Annotated in this window: 10 protein-coding genes; 3 read left to right on the forward strand and 7 right to left on the reverse strand. The window is 74.1% G+C overall.

From position 1 onward, the window contains the following. Positions 1–23 precede the first annotated feature (23 nt). Positions 24–3,698 carry an ATP-dependent helicase gene (locus ACGFYY_RS01990; protein WP_393706834.1) on the reverse strand — a complete coding sequence of 1,225 codons (3,675 nt, stop codon included), beginning with the start codon at positions 3,696–3,698 and terminating at the stop codon, positions 24–26. 195 nt (positions 3,699–3,893) lie between these two features. Beyond that, positions 3,894–4,253, reverse strand: coding sequence for an MGMT family protein (locus tag ACGFYY_RS01995; RefSeq protein ID WP_393706591.1), 360 nt, complete (start codon positions 4,251–4,253; stop codon positions 3,894–3,896). A 167-nt stretch (positions 4,254–4,420) separates the two neighbouring features. On the opposite strand from ACGFYY_RS01995, the gene ACGFYY_RS02000 reads away from it, so the two are divergent. The 3 genes from ACGFYY_RS02000 to ACGFYY_RS02010 all read left to right on the forward strand — a co-directional run bounded on the left by ACGFYY_RS02000 (position 4,421) and on the right by ACGFYY_RS02010 (position 10,574). Continuing rightward, entirely contained in the window at positions 4,421–7,267 is a 2,847-nt protein-coding gene (locus tag ACGFYY_RS02000) for a YbhN family protein (protein ID WP_393706592.1), read from the forward strand. Positions 7,268–7,645: 378 nt separating this feature from the next. Further along, positions 7,646–8,908 (forward strand): SUKH-4 family immunity protein, encoded by a 1,263-nt coding sequence (locus tag ACGFYY_RS02005; RefSeq protein ID WP_393706593.1) that lies wholly within the window; start codon positions 7,646–7,648, stop codon positions 8,906–8,908. A 73-nt stretch (positions 8,909–8,981) separates the two neighbouring features. Further along, positions 8,982–10,574, forward strand: coding sequence for an alpha/beta hydrolase (locus ACGFYY_RS02010; RefSeq protein ID WP_393706594.1), 1,593 nt, complete (start codon positions 8,982–8,984; stop codon positions 10,572–10,574). 117 nt (positions 10,575–10,691) lie between these two features. On the opposite strand, the gene moeZ is transcribed toward ACGFYY_RS02010, so the two are convergent. The 5 genes from moeZ to pelF form a co-directional block, all read right to left on the reverse strand. Beyond that, on the reverse strand, positions 10,692–11,870 hold the full coding sequence (moeZ, locus tag ACGFYY_RS02015; protein ID WP_030011110.1) for an adenylyltransferase/sulfurtransferase MoeZ: 1,179 nt from the start codon (positions 11,868–11,870) through the stop codon (positions 10,692–10,694). 85 nt (positions 11,871–11,955) lie between these two features. Further along, positions 11,956–12,711 carry a spherulation-specific family 4 protein gene (locus ACGFYY_RS02020; protein WP_393706595.1) on the reverse strand — a complete coding sequence of 252 codons (756 nt, stop codon included), beginning with the start codon at positions 12,709–12,711 and terminating at the stop codon, positions 11,956–11,958. Continuing rightward, the gene (locus ACGFYY_RS02025; RefSeq protein ID WP_033218566.1) at positions 12,699–13,709 is read right to left on the reverse strand and encodes an NAD-dependent epimerase/dehydratase; all 1,011 of its coding nucleotides are present in this window, start codon (positions 13,707–13,709) and stop codon (positions 12,699–12,701) included. Before ACGFYY_RS02025 ends, ACGFYY_RS02020 begins: the two co-directional genes overlap by 13 nt. A 138-nt stretch (positions 13,710–13,847) precedes the next feature. Beyond that, on the reverse strand, positions 13,848–15,029 hold the full coding sequence (locus ACGFYY_RS02030; protein WP_393706596.1) for a hypothetical protein: 1,182 nt from the start codon (positions 15,027–15,029) through the stop codon (positions 13,848–13,850). After that, complete coding sequence (gene pelF, locus ACGFYY_RS02035; RefSeq protein ID WP_393706597.1) at positions 15,026–16,645, reverse strand: GT4 family glycosyltransferase PelF; 1,620 nt, start codon at positions 16,643–16,645, stop codon at positions 15,026–15,028. The genes ACGFYY_RS02030 and pelF overlap by 4 nt, the downstream gene beginning before the upstream one ends. Positions 16,646–16,844: the final 199 nt, after the last annotated feature.

The raw sequence follows: 16,844 nt of genomic DNA on the forward strand, positions 1-16,844 counted from the left end.
CCCGCCCGTCCCGGCCGCCGAGCTCACTCGACGGTCTGGCGGCCCTCCGGGCGGGCGCTGCACGAGCTGCGGAAGGAGCAGTGGTCGCAGTGGCGGCCCGCGGCGGGTGCGAACCGTTCGTCCAGGACCCGGCCCGCGGCGGTGGCCAGCAGGTCGCCGACCCACTCCCCGTCGAGCGGCTGCTGGGCCTGCACCTTGGGTACGGCGTCGCCGCCCTCGCGGATCGGGGCGCCCTGGCGGAGCTGGACGAGCTCCGCGCCGCCGGCGGCGGGGCGCAGGCCGTCGAAGACCTCGTCGACGGCGCCCTCGCGCACGGCGAGCTGGTAGACGGCGAGCTGCGGGTGGCGGGCGACGTCGTCCTTGGTGGGTGCGGACCTGCCCGTCTTGAAGTCGACGACGTACGCACGTCCCTGCGGGTCCGTTTCGACCCGGTCCATGGAACCGCGGATGCGGACGGCGACCTCACCGGCTTCGAGTGTGACGTCGAACTCGTGCTCCGTGGCCACGGCCTCGCGGCCCCCGCGGTCCGTGGTGTGCCAGCGCAGGAAGCGTTCCAGGGCGGCCCGGGCGTTGTCCTTCTCCTGGCGGGACTTCCAGGGGGCGTCGAAGGCGAGGGCGTCCCACACCGAGTCGAGGCGTTCCATGAGGACGGCCAGGTCCGCGGGGGTACGGCCGGAGGCGACCTCGTCGGCGAGGACGTGCACGACGTTGCCGAAGCCCTGGGCGGCGGTGGAGGGGGTGTCGGCCTTGACCTCGCGGCCGAGGAACCACTGGAGGGAGCAGGTGTTGGCGAGCTGCTCCAGGGCGCTGCCGGACAGGGCGACGGGCCGGTCGCGGTCGCGGAGCGGGACGCTGCTGCGGGTGGGCTCGTACAGGCCCCACCAGCGCTGCGGGTGCGCGGCGGGGACCAGGGGTCGGTCCTCGTCGTCGGTGAGCGAGGCGAGGCGGGCGAGGCGGCGGGCGGCCGCGTCGCGCAGGGCGGGCGAGGCCTCGGGGTCGACGGTGGTGGCGCGCAGCTCGGCGACGAGCGCGGCGACGGCGAGCGGGCGGCGGGGACGGCCGGTGACGTCGCGCGGGGGGACGCCGAGCTCGGTGAGGAAGCGGGAGGGCTGGTCGCCGTCGTCGGCGGGGGCCTTGACGGCGGTGACGACGAGGCGTTCGCGGGCGCGGGTGGCGGCGACGTAGAACAGGCGGCGCTCCTCGGCGAGCAGGGCGCCGGGGGTGAGGGGCTCGGCGAGGCCGTCGCGTCCGATGCGGTCGGCCTCCAGCAGGGAGCCGCGGCGGCGCAGGTCGGGCCAGAGGCCTTCCTGGACGCCGGCGACGACGACGAGGGCCCACTCCAGTCCCTTGGAGCGGTGGGCCGTCATCAGCCGCACGGCGTCGGAGCGCGTGGCGCGGACCGTCAACGTGTCGGCGGCGATGTCCTCCGCCTCCAGCTGTTCGAGGAAGTTGAGCGCGCCACTGCCGCCGGTACGTTCCTCGGCGCGGGCGGCGGTGTCGAAAAGGGCGCAGACAGCGTCGAGGTCGCGGTCGGCGTTACGACCGGCCGCGCCGCCGCGGCGGGCGCTGCGTTCCAGCCGCTGCGGCCAGGGCGTGCCGTCCCAGAGGACCCAGAGGGCCTCCTCGGCGGTGCCGCCGCCTTGGAGCAGCTCCCGGGCCTTGCGCAGGAGCAGGCCGAGGCGCTGGGCGCCACGGGCGTAGGCGGGATCGTGCGCGGTGAGCCGCTCCGGCTCGGCGAGGGCGCGGGCGAGCAGTACGTCGGAGGGCGCGGGCACCTTGACTCCGGCGGCGCGCTCCTCGTCCCGCAGGGCACGGCCGAGTCGCCGCAGGTCGGCGGCGTCCATCCCGCCGAGCGGGGAGGCGAGCAGGGTGAGGGCGGCCTCGACGGTCACGCCCCCGACGGTGACGCCTCCGACCGTGACGCCTCCGACCGTGACGTCTCCGGCGGGGTCGGCGGGTTCCGGCTCGTCCGCGTCCGCGTCCGCGTCCGCGTCCGCATCGGCGTCGGGCTCGGCTTCGGCGGGCTCCCCGGGGCTCGGCTCGCCCACGCCGCCGGCCGTCCCCGGACCGGCTGCCCGCTCGGCTCCGGCGGAGCCGGTCGAGACCTCGGGGTCGGGACCCGAGCCCGGTTCTGCCGCGGTCGGGGCATCGGCAGCGGACCCGGTCGGGGCATCGGTCGCGGAGACGTCCGCGGCCGAAGCGGCGGGCCCGTCCGCAGCCGCGTCGGTATCGGCTCCGGCCGGGTCGGCGGAGCCTGGATCGATCCCGTCGGCCCGGTCCCGCCGGCCCGGCTCGGCGGTCGTGGCCTCGGCCGCGCCGGCGGGATCGGCCGTGCCGTCCTCGGCGGGGTCGGTGGTGGCCGAGGCGGCTGCGACGCGCAGGGCCGTCAGGAGGGGGGAGACCGCGGGCTCGTGGCGCAGGGGGGTGTCCGCACCGTCCGTTTCGACCGGGACTCCCGCGGAGATCAGGGCGCGCCGCATCGCCGGGAGGGTGCGACCGCCCGCGCGGACCAGGACGGCCATGTCCTGCCACGGCACCCCGTCCTCCAGGTGGGCCCGCCGCAGGATGTCGGCGATGTTGTCCAGCTCGGCGCCCGCCGTCGGGTACGTGCACACCTCCACCCGCCCGCCCTCACGCACCGGCGCGAGAGCGCGATGGGCGCGGACCGCCTCGGCCGGCAGCCTCGGGACGGGCATCCGGGTGGTGAGCAGCCGGGTGGCCGCCAGCAGGGCCGCGCCCGAGCGGCGGCCGACGGTGAGTGCCTCGACCCGCGCGCCGGGGAAGGCCGACCCGAAGTCCAGGATGTTGTTGATGTCGGCGCCACGGAAGGCGTAGATCGACTGGTCGGGATCGCCGAAGGCGACCAGGGTGCCGCTCGGGCCGGTCAGGGCGCGCAGCAGCCGCAGCTGCGAGGCGTCCGTGTCCTGGTACTCGTCGACGAAGATCGCGTCGTAGGCGGAGGCGAGGGACGGGGTGCGTTCCGCGAGGAGCACCGCCCGGTGCAGGAGCTCCGCGTAGTCCAGCGTGCCCTGCATGTCGAGGACGTCGAGGTACTCGGAGAGGAAGGCCGCCGCCGCCTTCCAGTCCGGGCGGCCGATGAGGTCGGCGAACGAGGAGAGGGCCTGCGGCCCGAGGCCCAGCTCGCGGGCGCGGGCGAGCACCGCCCGGACCTCGTCGGCGAACCCGCGCGTGGTCAGCGCGGCCCGCAGGTCGTCCGGCCAGCGGATGGAGCGGATCCGACGCTGGCCCTCCAGCAGGGTGCGGACCATGACGTCCTGCTCGGGGCCGGACAGCAGCCGCAGCGGGTCGGCGAAGAGGTCGGTGTCCTGGTGGGCGCGGACGAGTCCGTAGCAGAAGGAGTGGAAGGTGGTGGCCTGCGGGGCACGCGCGCCGCCGAGGCGCAGGGCGGCCCGGTCGCGCAGTTCCACCGCGGCCTTGCGGCTGAAGGTGAGGATGAGGATCCGGGCGGGGTCGGTGCCCGCTTCCACCCGGGCGGCGACGGCTTCCACCAGCGTGGTCGTCTTCCCGGTGCCCGGTCCGGCGAGGACCAGCAGTGGTCCGCCGGTGTGGTCAACCACCGCCCGCTGCGCTGCGTCCAGCACAGGGGGATCCACCCGTTCCGGCCCGGTGCGCACGAGGCGGTACGCGTCGGGGGTCCGCGTACGCCGCCGTTCGGAGCGGTCGGAGGAAGAGGTGATCACGTGGGGTGCCGGTCCTGGTGGGTCTGCGGGGCGTGGCGGTGCTGCCGTGACGGCTCGCGCGGAAGCCGCCGCGGAAGCCGAAGAGGCAACGCTACGGCAACCGGCCGACGCCGCGCAGTCCCCCCGGGTACCCCGGACGGACGTTCGGGGCGTCGCCCGATCGCCCGTCCGGGCCCCGCATGGCCGAAGCTGTCAGATGTGAGCCTCGTCGCGTCCGTCGTCCCGTCCGTCCTGCCCGGAGGACCCGTCCCAGCGCGCCCGGCGCATGTCCAGGCGTGGCTCGCCGCCCGCCGTCAGGCGCAGTGGGGTGGCCTCGACGCGGTAGTGCTCCAGGGCGCGCACCTCGTGTCCGGGGAGCGGCAGGCCGTCCGCCCGCACCACGCGCCACCAGGGCACGGCTCCCCCGTACAGGGCCATGACACGCCCGACTTGGCGCGGTCCTCCCTCGCCGAGCCATTCGGCGACGTCGCCGTACGTCATCACCCGGCCGGGCGGAATGCGCTCGGCCACCTCCAGTACGCGCTCCGCGTACGCGGGCAGCTCCTCACTCATTCAGCACATGGTGCAGTACCCCGGCCGCGCTCGGGCGGAGGTCTCGCTTCCGCACCGGCGCGCACCCTGATGCCCCGCAGGCCCGTCGGTCCGTGCCACCATCTTCCGGGCGGTGACTGGTGATACGTGATCAAGAAGAGACGGATGTGACGACGAAGGAGCAGGGTGTGAGCCCTCCGGACGGCGCGGCGACCGACGACGGCGCACGCCCTGACGACGGCCGCGCCGCCCGCCCCGAACCCGTCCCCGAGCCCCGTCCGGAGGCCCCGCGCCCCGACGGTCGGACCGACGGGTCCAAGGCCGGTGGGGCCGAGCCCACCCGGGCCAAGGCCACCGGAGGAGCCAAGTCCAAGGCCGAGGCCAAGGCCAAGGCCGAAGCCCAGGGCGCCGCCGCCGCGGCCGCGCCCGAGGGCGCGCACGGCCACACCGCCACGGACGCCGACCGGGTCGAGGTCGACGAACCACTGCTCGCCGCCCGCGTGCACCGGCCGTCCGACCTCGTACGCCTGCTCGTCGGCATCCTCGGGATCGCCGTCCTCCTCGCCATCGCCGCCTTCGCCCACGGCACCACCGTGGGTCTGGAGGAGGACATCAGCAAGGGCACCGGCCAGGCGCCCGCCCTGCTGATCAAGGTCGCCGCGCTGGTCTCCAGCATCGCCGTGCTGCTGCTGCCCGTCGCCTTCGCCATCGAGCGGCTGATCAAACGTGACGGGCTGCGCATCGCCGACGGCGTGCTCGCCGCCGTCCTCGCGCACGGCGTCACCCTCGCCACCGACCTGTGGGTCTCGCAGGCCGCGCCCGACACCATCCAGGACGCCCTGACCCGTCCCGCGGCCGGTGGCACCCTCACCGACCCGGTGCACGGCTACCTCGCGCCCGTCATCGCGTACATGACCGCGGTCGGCATGACCCGCAGGCCCCACTGGCGCGTCGCGCTGTGGGTGGTCCTGCTGCTCAACGCCTTCGCCATGCTGGTCAACGGCTACACCACCCCCTTCTCGATCATCCTCACCGTGCTGATCGGCTGGAGCGTCGCCTACGGCACCCTGTACGCCGTCGGCTCGCCGAACGTGCGCCCCACCGGGCAGCACCTCCTCGCCGGACTGCGCCGCGTCGGCTTCCAGCCGGTCAGCGCGATGCGCGCCGAGATGCCCGAGGGCCCCGAGCCCTCCGAGGCCAACGACCGGGGGCGCCGCTACCACGTGACGCTGGAGGACGGGCCGCCGCTGGACGTCACGATCGTCGACCGCGAGCAGCAGGCGCACGGCTTCTTCTACCGGGTCTGGCGCCGGCTCACCCTGCGCGGCATCACCACCGGGCGCAGCCTGCAGTCGCTGCGCCAGGCGCTGGAGCAGGAGGCGCTCCTCGCGTACGCGGCCATCGCGGCCGGGGCGAACGCGCCGAAGCTGATCGCCACCTCCGAACTCGGTCCGGACGCGGTGATGCTCGTGTACGAGCACCTGGACGTCCGGACCCTCGACTCGCTGGCCGACGAGGAGATCACCGACGAGCTGATCCACCACACGTGGAAGCAGGTACGGGCCCTGCAGTCGCGGCGGATCGCCCACCGGCGGCTGACCGGCGACGCCCTTGTGGTGGATCGTTCCGGCAATGTCATCCTCACCGACCTGCGCGGAGGCGAGATCGCCGCGGGCGACCTGGTCCTGCGCATGGACATCGCCCAGCTCCTGACCACGATCGGCCTGCGGGTCGGCGCCGAGCGCGCGGTGGCCTCGGCCGTGTCGGTGCTCGGCCCGGACGCGGTGGCGGACTGCCTGCCGCTGCTCCAGCCGATCGCGCTGAGCCGTTCCACCCGGGCGACGCTGCGCAAGCTGGCCCGGGAGCGGGCGGAGCGGCAGCGGGAGGCCGTACTGGAGTCCTCGCGGGCGGCGAAGGCGGCGCGCGAGGCGGAGTCCGCGGCCTCCGCGACACCGGTGTCCGCCTCGGCGGCCGCCGACCGCAAGGCCGAGAAGAAGGCGCTGGAGGATGCGCTGGACGGGGCCCGCGAGGAGGATCTGCTGACCCAGATCCGCCACCAGGTGCTGCTGATCCGCCCGCAGGCGCCGGTGGAGCCGGCCCGGCTGGAGCGGATCCGGCCGCGGACGCTGGTCTCGTTCATCGCGGGCGCCTTCGGTTTGTACTTCCTGCTCACGCAGCTCGCCCACGTGGACTTCGCGACGATCATCGCCGACGCGGAATGGGGCTGGGTCGGGGCGGCGCTCGCCTTCTCGGCACTGACGTACTTCGCGGCGGCGATGAGCCTGCTGGGCTTCGTGCCCGAGCGGGTGTCGTTCCTGCGGACCGTGATCGCGCAGGTGGCCGGGTCGTTCGTGAAGCTGGTGGCTCCGGCGGCCGTCGGCGGTGTCGCGCTGAACACCCGGTTCCTGCAACGGGCGGGCGTCCGGCCCGGGCTGGCCGTCGCGAGCGTGGGCGCCTCCCAGCTGTTCGGACTGGCCAGCCACATCGTGCTGCTGCTGTCCTTCGGCTATCTGACCGGGACCGAGAAGACCCCGGAGATGACCCCGTCCCGAGCCGTGATCGCGGGTCTGCTGACGGTGGCCGTCCTGGTGCTCGTGGTGACGGCCGTCCCGTTCCTGCGGAAGTTCGTGGTGACCCGGGTACGGGCGCTGTTCGCGGGTGTGGTGCCGCGCATGCTGGACGTGCTCCAGCGGCCGAAGAAGCTGCTGACGGGCATCGGCGGGATGCTGCTGCTGACGGGCTGCTTCGTGATGTGCCTGGACGCGTCGATCCGCGCCTTCGGGGGCGGCGAGGCCATCAGCTACGCGAGCATCGCCGTGGTGTTCCTCGCGGGCAACGCGCTGGGATCGGCGGCGCCGACGCCGGGCGGTATGGGCGCGGTGGAGACCACCTTGACGCTCGGTCTGATCGCGGCGGGGTTGGAGAAGGAGGTCGCCTTCTCGGCGGTCCTGCTGTTCCGCCTGATGACCTTCTGGCTGCCGGTGCTGCCGGGGTGGATCTCGTTCAACTTCCTGACCCGCAAGGAAGCCATCTAGTGCCGTGACCGGAAAGGTTTGCCGGGTCGCGTTGTCCGGTGCGGTGCATCTCCCCCAGCTACCGCTGGGAGGGGCCCCCGGGCGGAGGGCCACGGCTCGTACCGGACGTACCGCCGTGGTCCGACAACGCGGCGAGGTGCCGTGCCGGGCAGCGCGACCCGGTGAACCTTTCCGGTCACGGCACCAGGGCGCGTCAGTCGTTGCCGTCCTCGTCCTCGACGAACCGCGTCTCGAGAGGCCCCGGCTCCGGTCGTCCGAAGTCGACCGCGAAGTGGGCGGGGTAGAGCTTCACCATCACCCGGCACGTCTTCTCAACCCCGAGGCCATCCAGTGCCCCGCGCGGGCCGGTGTGTCGGAGGCGGCCGGCACCATGCGTCCATGAGTGAAGATCGCGACAGCCGTTGCCCGTTCGACGATCCGGCCGCGGTGCTGCGCGCCGACCGGGCGGTCCTGCGGGGTGGGGCCGCCGCCGGCGGGGGCCTCGGGCGGGAGGTGTTCACGCAGGCCGAGGCCGTATTCGGGCGGGCCGAGGTGACGCGGGCCGAGTTCGCCTCCTGGCTGCAGTTCGCCGCGACCGTGCTCGGGCACCACGACTACGCCGCCCGCGTCGCCGAGGCCGAACCGGGGCTGCCCTGGCGGACGGTGTGGGCCTGGTGGCGGCCCGTCGGCGCGTACGTGGCGGAGCCGAACCTCAGCGGTGACCACGCCGTCGAGGTGTACGACCTCGACGGCGGCGGTGCGGCCGTGAAGGTGTGGGCCCTGTGGTGCCAGGACGCCTGGTTCGACCTGGACACCGGACGCCGACTGCCCGCTCCGGCCGCCGGCGAGGCGGTGGAGCGGGATGTGGCGGAGCCGGACGGCCCCTGGATGTTCGACGCCGACGAGGAGGGCTGGGCACTGCACTGCCCCGGCACCTGGGAGGAGCCCGTCCCGCTCGGCGGCGGCCGCCACCTGTACATCGAGGACCGCGGGATCGTGGTGGTGGAGGAGAACCCCGCGGCGCTCGCCGGGTGGCCCCGGGGCGCCGCCGACTCCGGCTCCTGGGACTCCGCCGAGGACATCCCGTGGTTCCGCCCGGGCACCCGCGGCTCCGGCCCGCTCACCGCGGCCGGGCTCGCCCGCACCTTCGGCGACGCCTCGATCACCCGCGTCCCGGCCGACGAGCTTCCGGCGGCGCTGGAGCACCCGGGCACGCGGGAGTTCCTGAGCGGCATCGGGCTGCCGCGCCACTGGGCCGCGGGCGTCAGCTCGTTCGAGGTCGCCCCGGAGCCGCTGCTGCCGTTGACCGCGCGGGTCCCGGAGGCGGGCGACGAGGACCTCCTGCACCTCGGGACCTTCGACTTCGGGTACACGGACCCGGGCCTGGTCGGCGTCCACCGCGTCACCGGGGCGGTGCACATGTACCAGGAGTCCGTCGTCCCGCTGGCCCGGGACGTGGCGGCCTTCGTCGGGATGCTCGACGGCGTGCGCCGGTACATGGGCGCCTGCTGGTCCCCGTACCCGGCCGAGGACGGCATCGGGGACTTCCGCAGGGCGATGGAGGCCCTGGATCCCGAGGCGACGGCCGACGGCTCCCCCGCCGCCGAGACCTGGGAGCACCTGTTCGCCGCGATCACGGAGCTGAGCGTGGACGGCTACTGACGTGCGGGCGGGCCCGCCCCCCGTTCGGGTCAGCGCGCGGGCGGGGTCGCGGCGGGGCGCACAGGATGGGGACATGCCGACACACGCCTGGCGGGTCACCGCCGCCGCCACGCTAGCCGCCGGGCTGCTCGCCACGGCCGCATGTTCCGGCGACGGCGACGGGAAGAAGACGACGGCCGACGGCACCCCGGAGGTCAAGCCCCTGAAATGGGGCGACTGCGAGGCCCCGACCGCCGCCCAGGGCGGTGGTCCGGCCCCGCCCAAGGACTGGCAGTGCGCCACCCTCGACGTCCCGCTCGACTACGCGAAGCCCGAGGGCGAGACCATCCCGATCGCCCTGATCCGGGCCAAGGCCAGGGACCAGAAGAACCGGCTGGGCTCGCTGGTCTTCAACTTCGGCGGTCCCGGCGGCTCGGGGATCAGTACGCTGCCGGGCGCCGCGAAGGAGTACGAGGCCCTGCGCGCCCGGTACGACCTGGTGAGCTTCGACCCGCGCGGGGTCGGCGGCAGCGATCCGGTCCTGTGCGAGAACGACAAGCAGCTGGACCAGTACTTCGGTGAGGACTCCTCCCCCGAGACTCCGCAGGAGGAGAAGGCCTTCGTCGAGAACATCCGCGCGTACCAGGAAGCCTGCAAGAAGAACTCCGCCGAGCTGCTGCCCCACGTGGGCACCGAGAACGCCGCCCGCGACCTGGACCGCATCCGGCAGGCCCTCGGCGACGAGAAGCTGAACTACTTCGGCATCTCCTACGGCACCGAACTGGGCGGGGTCTACGCCCACCTCTTCCCCAAGAACGTCGGCCGGGCCGTCTTCGACGCCGTCGTGGACCCGACCAAGACCGCCGAGCAGAGCGCCCTGGGCCAGGCCAAGGGCTTCCAGCTCGCGCTCGGCAACTTCGCCCAGGACTGCGTGGACCGCGGCGACGAGTGCCGGCTCCAGGGCAGCACGCCCCAGGAGATCGAGGCCGACATCATCAAGCTGCAGAAGGCGTTGGCCGCCAAGCCCATCCCGGGCATCGGGGACCGGATGCTCACCGAGACCCAGGCGACGAACGGCATCGCCCAGGCCCTGTACTCCCAGGAGTTGTGGCCGCTGCTGGAACAGGGCCTCGACGAGGCGGAGGGCGGTCAGGGGCAGTTGCTGATGGCCCTGTCGGACGCACTCAACGGCCGCGACCCTCAGGGGCGTTACAGCAACATCGGCGCGGCCAACACCGCCATCAACTGCGTGGACGACAAGGAGCGTTACACGCTGGAGCAGACGAAGGCCAAGCTGGCGGAGTTCCGCGCCGCCTCACCGGTCTTCGGGGACCTGCTCGGCTGGGCCATGCTGTCCTGCACCGGCTGGCCGGTGGCCGGCACCTGGGAGACCCCCGACGTCTCGGCGCCGGGCTCCGAACCGATCCTCGTGATCGGCAACACCGGCGACCCGGCCACCCCGTACGAGGGCGCCCGCAACATGGTGGAGCGGCTGGGCCCGGGGGTGGGCGTGGAGCTCACCTACAAGGGCGAGGGGCACGGCGCGTACAACAGCGGCGACCCGTGCGTGCAGAAGGCGGTCAACACCTATCTGTTGGACGGCACGCCGCCGGCGGGCGGCACCGTCTGCACCGCCGCCCCGAACCCGACACCGCCCGAGACACCGGAGCCGCCGACACCCGCCTGATCCGGTCCGGGTCCGCGTCCGGGTCCGTCCGGGTCCGCAGGCGTGAATGCCGAAGGGGCCGTACCTCGCGCGCGAGGTACGGCCCCTTCGGTCACGTCCGGTGAGCCCGGGTCCCGCCTAGTAGACCGGCTTCTCGGGCTCGATCTGGTGGACCCAGCCGATCACGCCGCCGCCGACGTGCACCGCGTCCGCGAAGCCCGCGGACTTCAGCACCGCGAGGACTTCCGCACTGCGGACACCCGTCTTGCAGTGCAGGACGATGCGCTTGTCCTGCGGCAGGTCCTGGAGGGCGGTGCCCATCAGGAACTCGCCCTTGGGGATCAGCTTCGCGCCGGGGATCGAGACGATCTCGTACTCGTTGATCTCGCGGACGTCGATGATCTCGATGGGCTCGTCGGTGTCGATCCACTCCTTGAGCTGCTTGGGAGTGATCGTCGAACCGGCGGCCGCCTCCTGGGCCTCCTCCGACACGACGCCGCAGAAGGCCTCGTAGTCGATGAGCTCGGTGACGGTCGCGTTCGGACCGCAGACCGCGCAGTCGGGGTCCTTGCGGACCTTGACCTGGCGGTACTGCATCTCCAGGGCGTCGTAGATCATCAGGCGGCCGACCAGCGGCTCACCGACACCCGTGAGGACCTTGATGGCCTCGGTGACCTGGATGGACCCGATGGACGCGCAGAGCACGCCCAGCACGCCGCCCTCGGCGCAGCTCGGGACCATGCCCGGCGGCGGGGGCTCCGGGTAGAGGCAGCGGTAGCACGGGCCGTGCTCGGACCAGAAGACCGAGGCCTGGCCGTCGAAGCGGTAGATCGAGCCCCACACGTACGGCTTGTTCAGCAGCACGCAGGCGTCGTTCACCAGGTAGCGCGTGGCGAAGTTGTCCGTGCCGTCGACGATGAGGTCGTACTGGCTGAAGATCTCCATCACGTTCTCGGCTTCGAGCCGCTCTTCGTGAAGGACCACGTTCACGTACGGGTTGATGCCCAGCACGCTGTCGCGGGCCGACTCGGCCTTGGAACGGCCGATGTCCGCCTGGCTGTGGATGATCTGGCGCTGCAGGTTCGACTCGTCGACCTCGTCGAACTCCACGATGCCGAGCGTGCCGACACCGGCCGCGGCGAGGTACATGAGGGCGGGCGAACCGAGACCGCCGGCACCCACGGCCAGCACCTTGGCGTTCTTCAGGCGCTTCTGGCCGTCCATCCCGACGTCCGGGATGATCAGGTGCCGCGAATACCGGCGGACCTCGTCTACGGTGAGCTCAGCTGCTGGCTCGACCAGCGGTGGCAGCGACACGGGCACTCCGGAGGTGGGAGCATCCCCGCAGGTGCAGGGAGCGAACTGAATGGTTGTTCTCTCCGTAACACTGCCACGGCCGTCTTCATTCCAAGACACCTGTCCCGATCCGTGAGACGATTTCGTCCCAGTACGCGGGCATGGAGGCCCACGGGTCGCTGCCGCGCACACCGCGCCGGTCGGTGAACCAGATCGTGCCGGCGCCCTGCCAGCGGGCGACCCGCATCGCCTCCTCCAGATGCGTGCGCGGCACCCCGTGGACGAGGTGGCAGAAGCGCTCCGCCGGGTGGTCCGCCGTCCACTCCGCCACCTGCGACCAGCGGTAGTCGGCCCAGGACCCGGAGAAGGTGACCAGTTGGTCGGCGATGTCCGCGTAGCCCTCGTAGGGGTGCGTGCCGTGTCCGAGCACGATCCGCAGGTCCACGCCCAGGCTGCGCAGGGTGTCCACGACCCGGCACACCGAGGCCAGCTCCGCCTTGCCGGCCGGAGCTCCGGCGAGGTAGAAACCGCCGACGCCGTACCAGTCCCGGAAGCGGTGGGCGTCGGAGATCAACTCCCCGAAGGACCGTGCTCCGTCTCGCATCGCGAGATGACCGAGGACCGTGCCGCCCGCGCGCCGCAGCTTGGCGGCCGCCTCCGTGCAGTGCGGATCGGGACGCCCGCCCGGCCCGTCCGCCACGTTGAGCACGGCCCAGTGCAGCGGGGTGCCAGGGCGGGTCAGCTCGGCCCACTCGACGGGGGCGAGCAGCGGGTGCGCGTATCCGGGGATGCCGAGACCGAGGCGACCGGCCTCGGTCGCGGCGGCGGTCATGGATCCCGGCGGCGTCGTCAGATGCGGCACGCCGCCTCCATCCAGATGTCCGCGAGGGATTCCTCCAGGTTGATCCGGGGCCGCCAGCCCAGCCGGTCCCGGGCGGTACGGACGTCCGCCTGCTGCCAGGCTCCGCAGCCGTCCGGGTAGGGGTACGGCTGGGGGGCCGCGGCGGCCATCTGTTCGGCGGTGGCCTCGGAGCGCGGTGAGCCGATGGTGGCGAGTCCGGCCGGTCGGCCGGGGTGCCCGTGCGCCTGCTGGGGTCCGCCGTGCGGGACGTCCAGCTCGTGCAGGGCTCCGCCGTATCCGGCGACCCGGGCGAGGACGGCGGCCGCGTCGCGCAGCCGGACCGCGCGGCCCGTGCCGATGTTGACCACGCCTTGGGCGGCCGACAGCGAGGCGGCGTGCACGGCCCGCGCCACGTCCCGTACGTCCACGAAGTCGCGCTGCACGCCGAGCCCGCTGAGCTTGAGCTCCCCGTCGCCCGCCTGCATCGCGCGGCGCATGGCCTCGGCGAGCCGGCCGAGCGGGGAGCCGGCGGGGGTGCCGGGGCCGACGGGCGAGAAGATCCGCAGGACGACGGCGTCCAGCCCGGAGCCCAGGACCAGCTCGGTGGCGGCCAGTTTGCTCACGCCGTACGGTCCACCCGGTCTCGGCACGGCGTCCTCGGCCGTGGACGATCCGGGCTGACTGGGCCCGTACTCGGCGGCGCAGCCGAGCTGCACCAACCGGGCCCCGCAGCCGCTGCGGCGCAGCGACTCGCAGATCGTCGCGACGGCGACGGTGTTGTGCCGGGTGAGTTCCCGGGCCCCGCCCCGGGTGGCTCCGGCGCAGTTGATGACGACGCCGGGGTGGACGGCGTCGAGGAAGCGGGTGAGCGCGCCGGGGCTGCCGGTGGCGAGGTCGAAACGGACGTCGGCGTCGTCGCCGCGGCCGAGCGCGGTGAGCTGGACGGCGGGGTCGGCGAGCAGCCGGTCGGCGACGTAGCGGCCGAGGTATCCGTTGGCTCCGATCAGCAGCACCCTCATCGCGTGACCCCTTGGTTGGTTGGCTGGCCGGTCATGTCTGTTTCTCCTTGTGGACGGACGGATGGACGGATGGGTGGGGCGGGGTACGGGTAAAGCGCTTCGGCGTCGGCTCCGAAGGTCCGGGGACGTCCGGGGACGTCAGGGCCGCGCATGCGCGGAGGCGCGGGCCAGGGCGAGTACGGCGTGTACGAGGAGTCCGGCCGCGGCGGCGAGGGCCGCCGCGGGGACGGGGACCAGGGCGAGGGCGAGCGCCGCACCGAGGGGTGCGCGGTGTGCTCCGTGCCGCAGCAGGAGCCGGGTGAGGAACAGCAGCAGCGCGAGCGGAACGGCCACGGACAGCGGCGTGCCCGCGAGCGCGGCGGCCGCGGCGGCGCCCCCGGTGAACAGGGCGACGGCCGCCAGCAGCAGCGGACGGGCCCGGTCCGCGAAGTCCTCCAGGGCGCGGCTGCCGTCGAGCCGGGCCCGGGCCCCGGCGGCGAAGGCGACGGTGGCCAGGTGCCCGGGGACGACGGCCAGCGCGAGGCCGACGGCGAGGGCGGTGCCGTAGCGGTACACGGCCCAGCCGGCGACGGCCGCGGTCAACAGGTGCGCCAGGTAAGGGAATCGGCCCCCGGTGGCCCGCCCGGGCCACACCAGGGCGGCGGTGACGGCGGCCACGGCGGCGACCCCGGCCCACGCCTGACCGGCGGCGGCCGCGGCGCAGGCGAGGGCGGCGGGCAGCAGCGCGTAGCCGAAGCCGCGGAACGCGGCGGGGCCGGCCGGGACCAGGGCGGGCGCGGCGGCGGCGATCGTCTCGTGGGGGCTGCGCGCGTACAGCTCCTCGGCGAGCGAGAAGACGTCCCGGTGCCGGAAGCGGGCGGCGGTGCGGTCGGTGATGCCGTGGGCCTCCAGCCCGGCGGCGATCTCCAGCGGATCCACGGCGCGCTCGCACAGTTCCCGATGCCGGTGCAACAACGCCTTGACAGGATCCCCGGCGACCCGCCGCCGAGTCGGCCTGGCGGCCGAGCCGACGCGCGCCCCTTCCACCCCGCTGGGAGCGATGTCGGCCTCGCCGGGGGGCATGTCAGCCTCGCCGGCGTTCGAGGCGCGGGGGTCCGGGGGCAGGGCCCCGGGCAACGGCGCCGCGGCGGACCGTGCACCGGAAGCCCGCACCACCTCTGCGGCACCGCTGCCGGGGCTCTGCCCCGGACCCCGCGCCTCGAACGCCGGCGAGGCTGGGTGGGGCAGGGCCGGCGCGGCCGGATTCGGCGGGGTCGGTGGAGTCGGGTTCGGCGGAGTCGGGTTCGGCGGGGACGCGATCTCGGGGTCGGCGGTGGTCATACGGCGGCCTCCGAGGACGACTCCGGAGCGCCGGCCCACGTCGGGCTGGTCCAGTGACCCGGCACCCGGGCTTCCGGGGGCCGGGCGAAGGGGACCTCGCCGCCCGGCCGGACGGAGCCCTTGGCCAGCAGCCGCAGGTAGATCTGCTGGAAGGCGGCCACGTTCTGCTCGACGGTGAAGAGCTCCAGGGCCCGCGCCCGGGCGGCGGCGCCGAGCCGCTGCGCCCGCTCGGGGTCCTGCAGCAGGGACAGGCAGGCCTCGGCGAGCGCCCGGGGATTGCGCGGTGGGACGACGAGCCCGGTGCCGCCGATGACCTCGCAGACCGCGCCCACGTCGGTGGAGACGGTGGCGCGCCCGCAGAACATCGCCTCGGCGAGGGTGACCGGGAAGCCCTCGATCACGGAGGACAGGACGACGACGCGCCCGGCGCCGTACGCCTCGGCCGTGGTGGGGGCGTCGGGTCCGCCGATCTCCTCGAAGGTGACCGGGTTCTCCCCGACCGTGACCGAGTCGGCGGCCTCGTCGGGGAAGAGTTGGGCGGCCAGCGAACGGCAGTCGGCGAGGTAGTCGGGGGTCGCGGCCGTGGCGAAGATCCGCAGCCGGGTGCCGGGCGCGGCCCGGCGGACCTCGGCGAAGGCGTGCAGCAGGGCGATGAGGTCCTTGGCCGGCTCTATCCGGCCGACCCACACCAGCGTGTCGGGGTCCCCGCAGTCCGCGGCCTCGCCGACGGTGGCGAATCGGTCCGCCTCCATCCCCGGATAGACGGTCCGCAGCCGTTCCCGGGTGGCCCCGCACCGCTCCTGCCAGCGCCGGGCGTGCGCGTTCCCGGGGGTCAGGAAGTCGGCGCGGGCGTAGATCTCGGTGGCCAGCCTCAGGTGGAAGGCCGCGAGCAGGGCCCGTACGGCGGGGCGGGTCTCCGGCTCGCCGTGGGTGTCGAGCTGGGCCAGGTAGTGGGCCCGGAGCTGGACCCCGTACTCGGTGACCAACAGCGGGACCCCGAAGAAGCGTTTGGCCAGAAGTCCGGGGAGCGCCGCCACGCCGCCCGCGGTCGCGTGGCAGATGTCGGCCTCGCCGAGGCTGCCCCCGTCCTGGGCGTCCTCCCCGTACCAGTCGAGGGACAACGGCCGCAGCATGACCTCCAGTTCGTCCACGAACTCCAGCAGGTCGGCCACCTGCGCGGTCTGTACGGTGCGCGCCGCGCCCGGCGCCCGGCAGGCGGACTCCAGGGCGCGCACCGCGGACTCGGAGCGCAGGGCCGCGTACATCCCGCCCTGTTCGCGGGCGAGTCCGGCGAGCCCGTACAGTCCGGCCGCGAAGGGCTGGGCCTCACCGCCGCAGATCCCCTGGACCAGCTCCTTGAAGCAGTCCACGAACCGCCGGCGCTCCCGGCGGGAGTAGGTCCGCCCGTCGTCGGCGGGGGCCCACAGGGGGGCCGTCCGGACCCGGGTGACGTGCTCGGGCAGGGACACCCGGGCGCGTTCCTGCTCGGCGCTGCGGCTCAGTGCGTAGACCTCGAACTCGTGCTGCGGGAGCCCGCGCACGAGCCGGTCGCACCACAGCCTCGCCTCTCCCGTCGCATACGGATAACCACCTTCCGTGAGCAGTCCGATCCGCACGAGTGGCACCCCCGATCTCCCGTTCAGGCGGTCGCCGTTCGGTCAGGCGACCCGCCGCGGGAGAACTCAAGCGGATATGCCGAAGGGGGGGGGGGCGGGGGGGGGGGGGCCCCCCCCCCGGGGGGGTGGGTGGGGGGGGGCGGTACCCGAACGGTGGGGGGGGGGGCCCCCACAAGTAAAGAAACGGGGACGGGCGGGG

It is taken from the genome of Streptomyces sp. NPDC048331 (assembly GCF_043201215.1).
Classification (GTDB): Bacteria; Actinomycetota; Actinomycetes; order Streptomycetales; family Streptomycetaceae; genus Streptomyces.

Coding starts and splice junctions, on each gene's coding strand:
- ACGFYY_RS01995 (WP_393706591.1), bottom strand. CDS start 4,253: ATGAGTGAGGAGCTGCCCGCGTACGCGGAGCGCGTACTGGAGGTGGCC.
- ACGFYY_RS02005 (WP_393706593.1), top strand. CDS start 7,646: ATGAGTGAAGATCGCGACAGCCGTTGCCCGTTCGACGATCCGGCCGCG.
- ACGFYY_RS02010 (WP_393706594.1), top strand. CDS start 8,982: ATGCCGACACACGCCTGGCGGGTCACCGCCGCCGCCACGCTAGCCGCC.
- ACGFYY_RS02025 (WP_033218566.1), bottom strand. CDS start 13,709: ATGAGGGTGCTGCTGATCGGAGCCAACGGATACCTCGGCCGCTACGTC.
- ACGFYY_RS02030 (WP_393706596.1), bottom strand. CDS start 15,029: ATGACCACCGCCGACCCCGAGATCGCGTCCCCGCCGAACCCGACTCCG.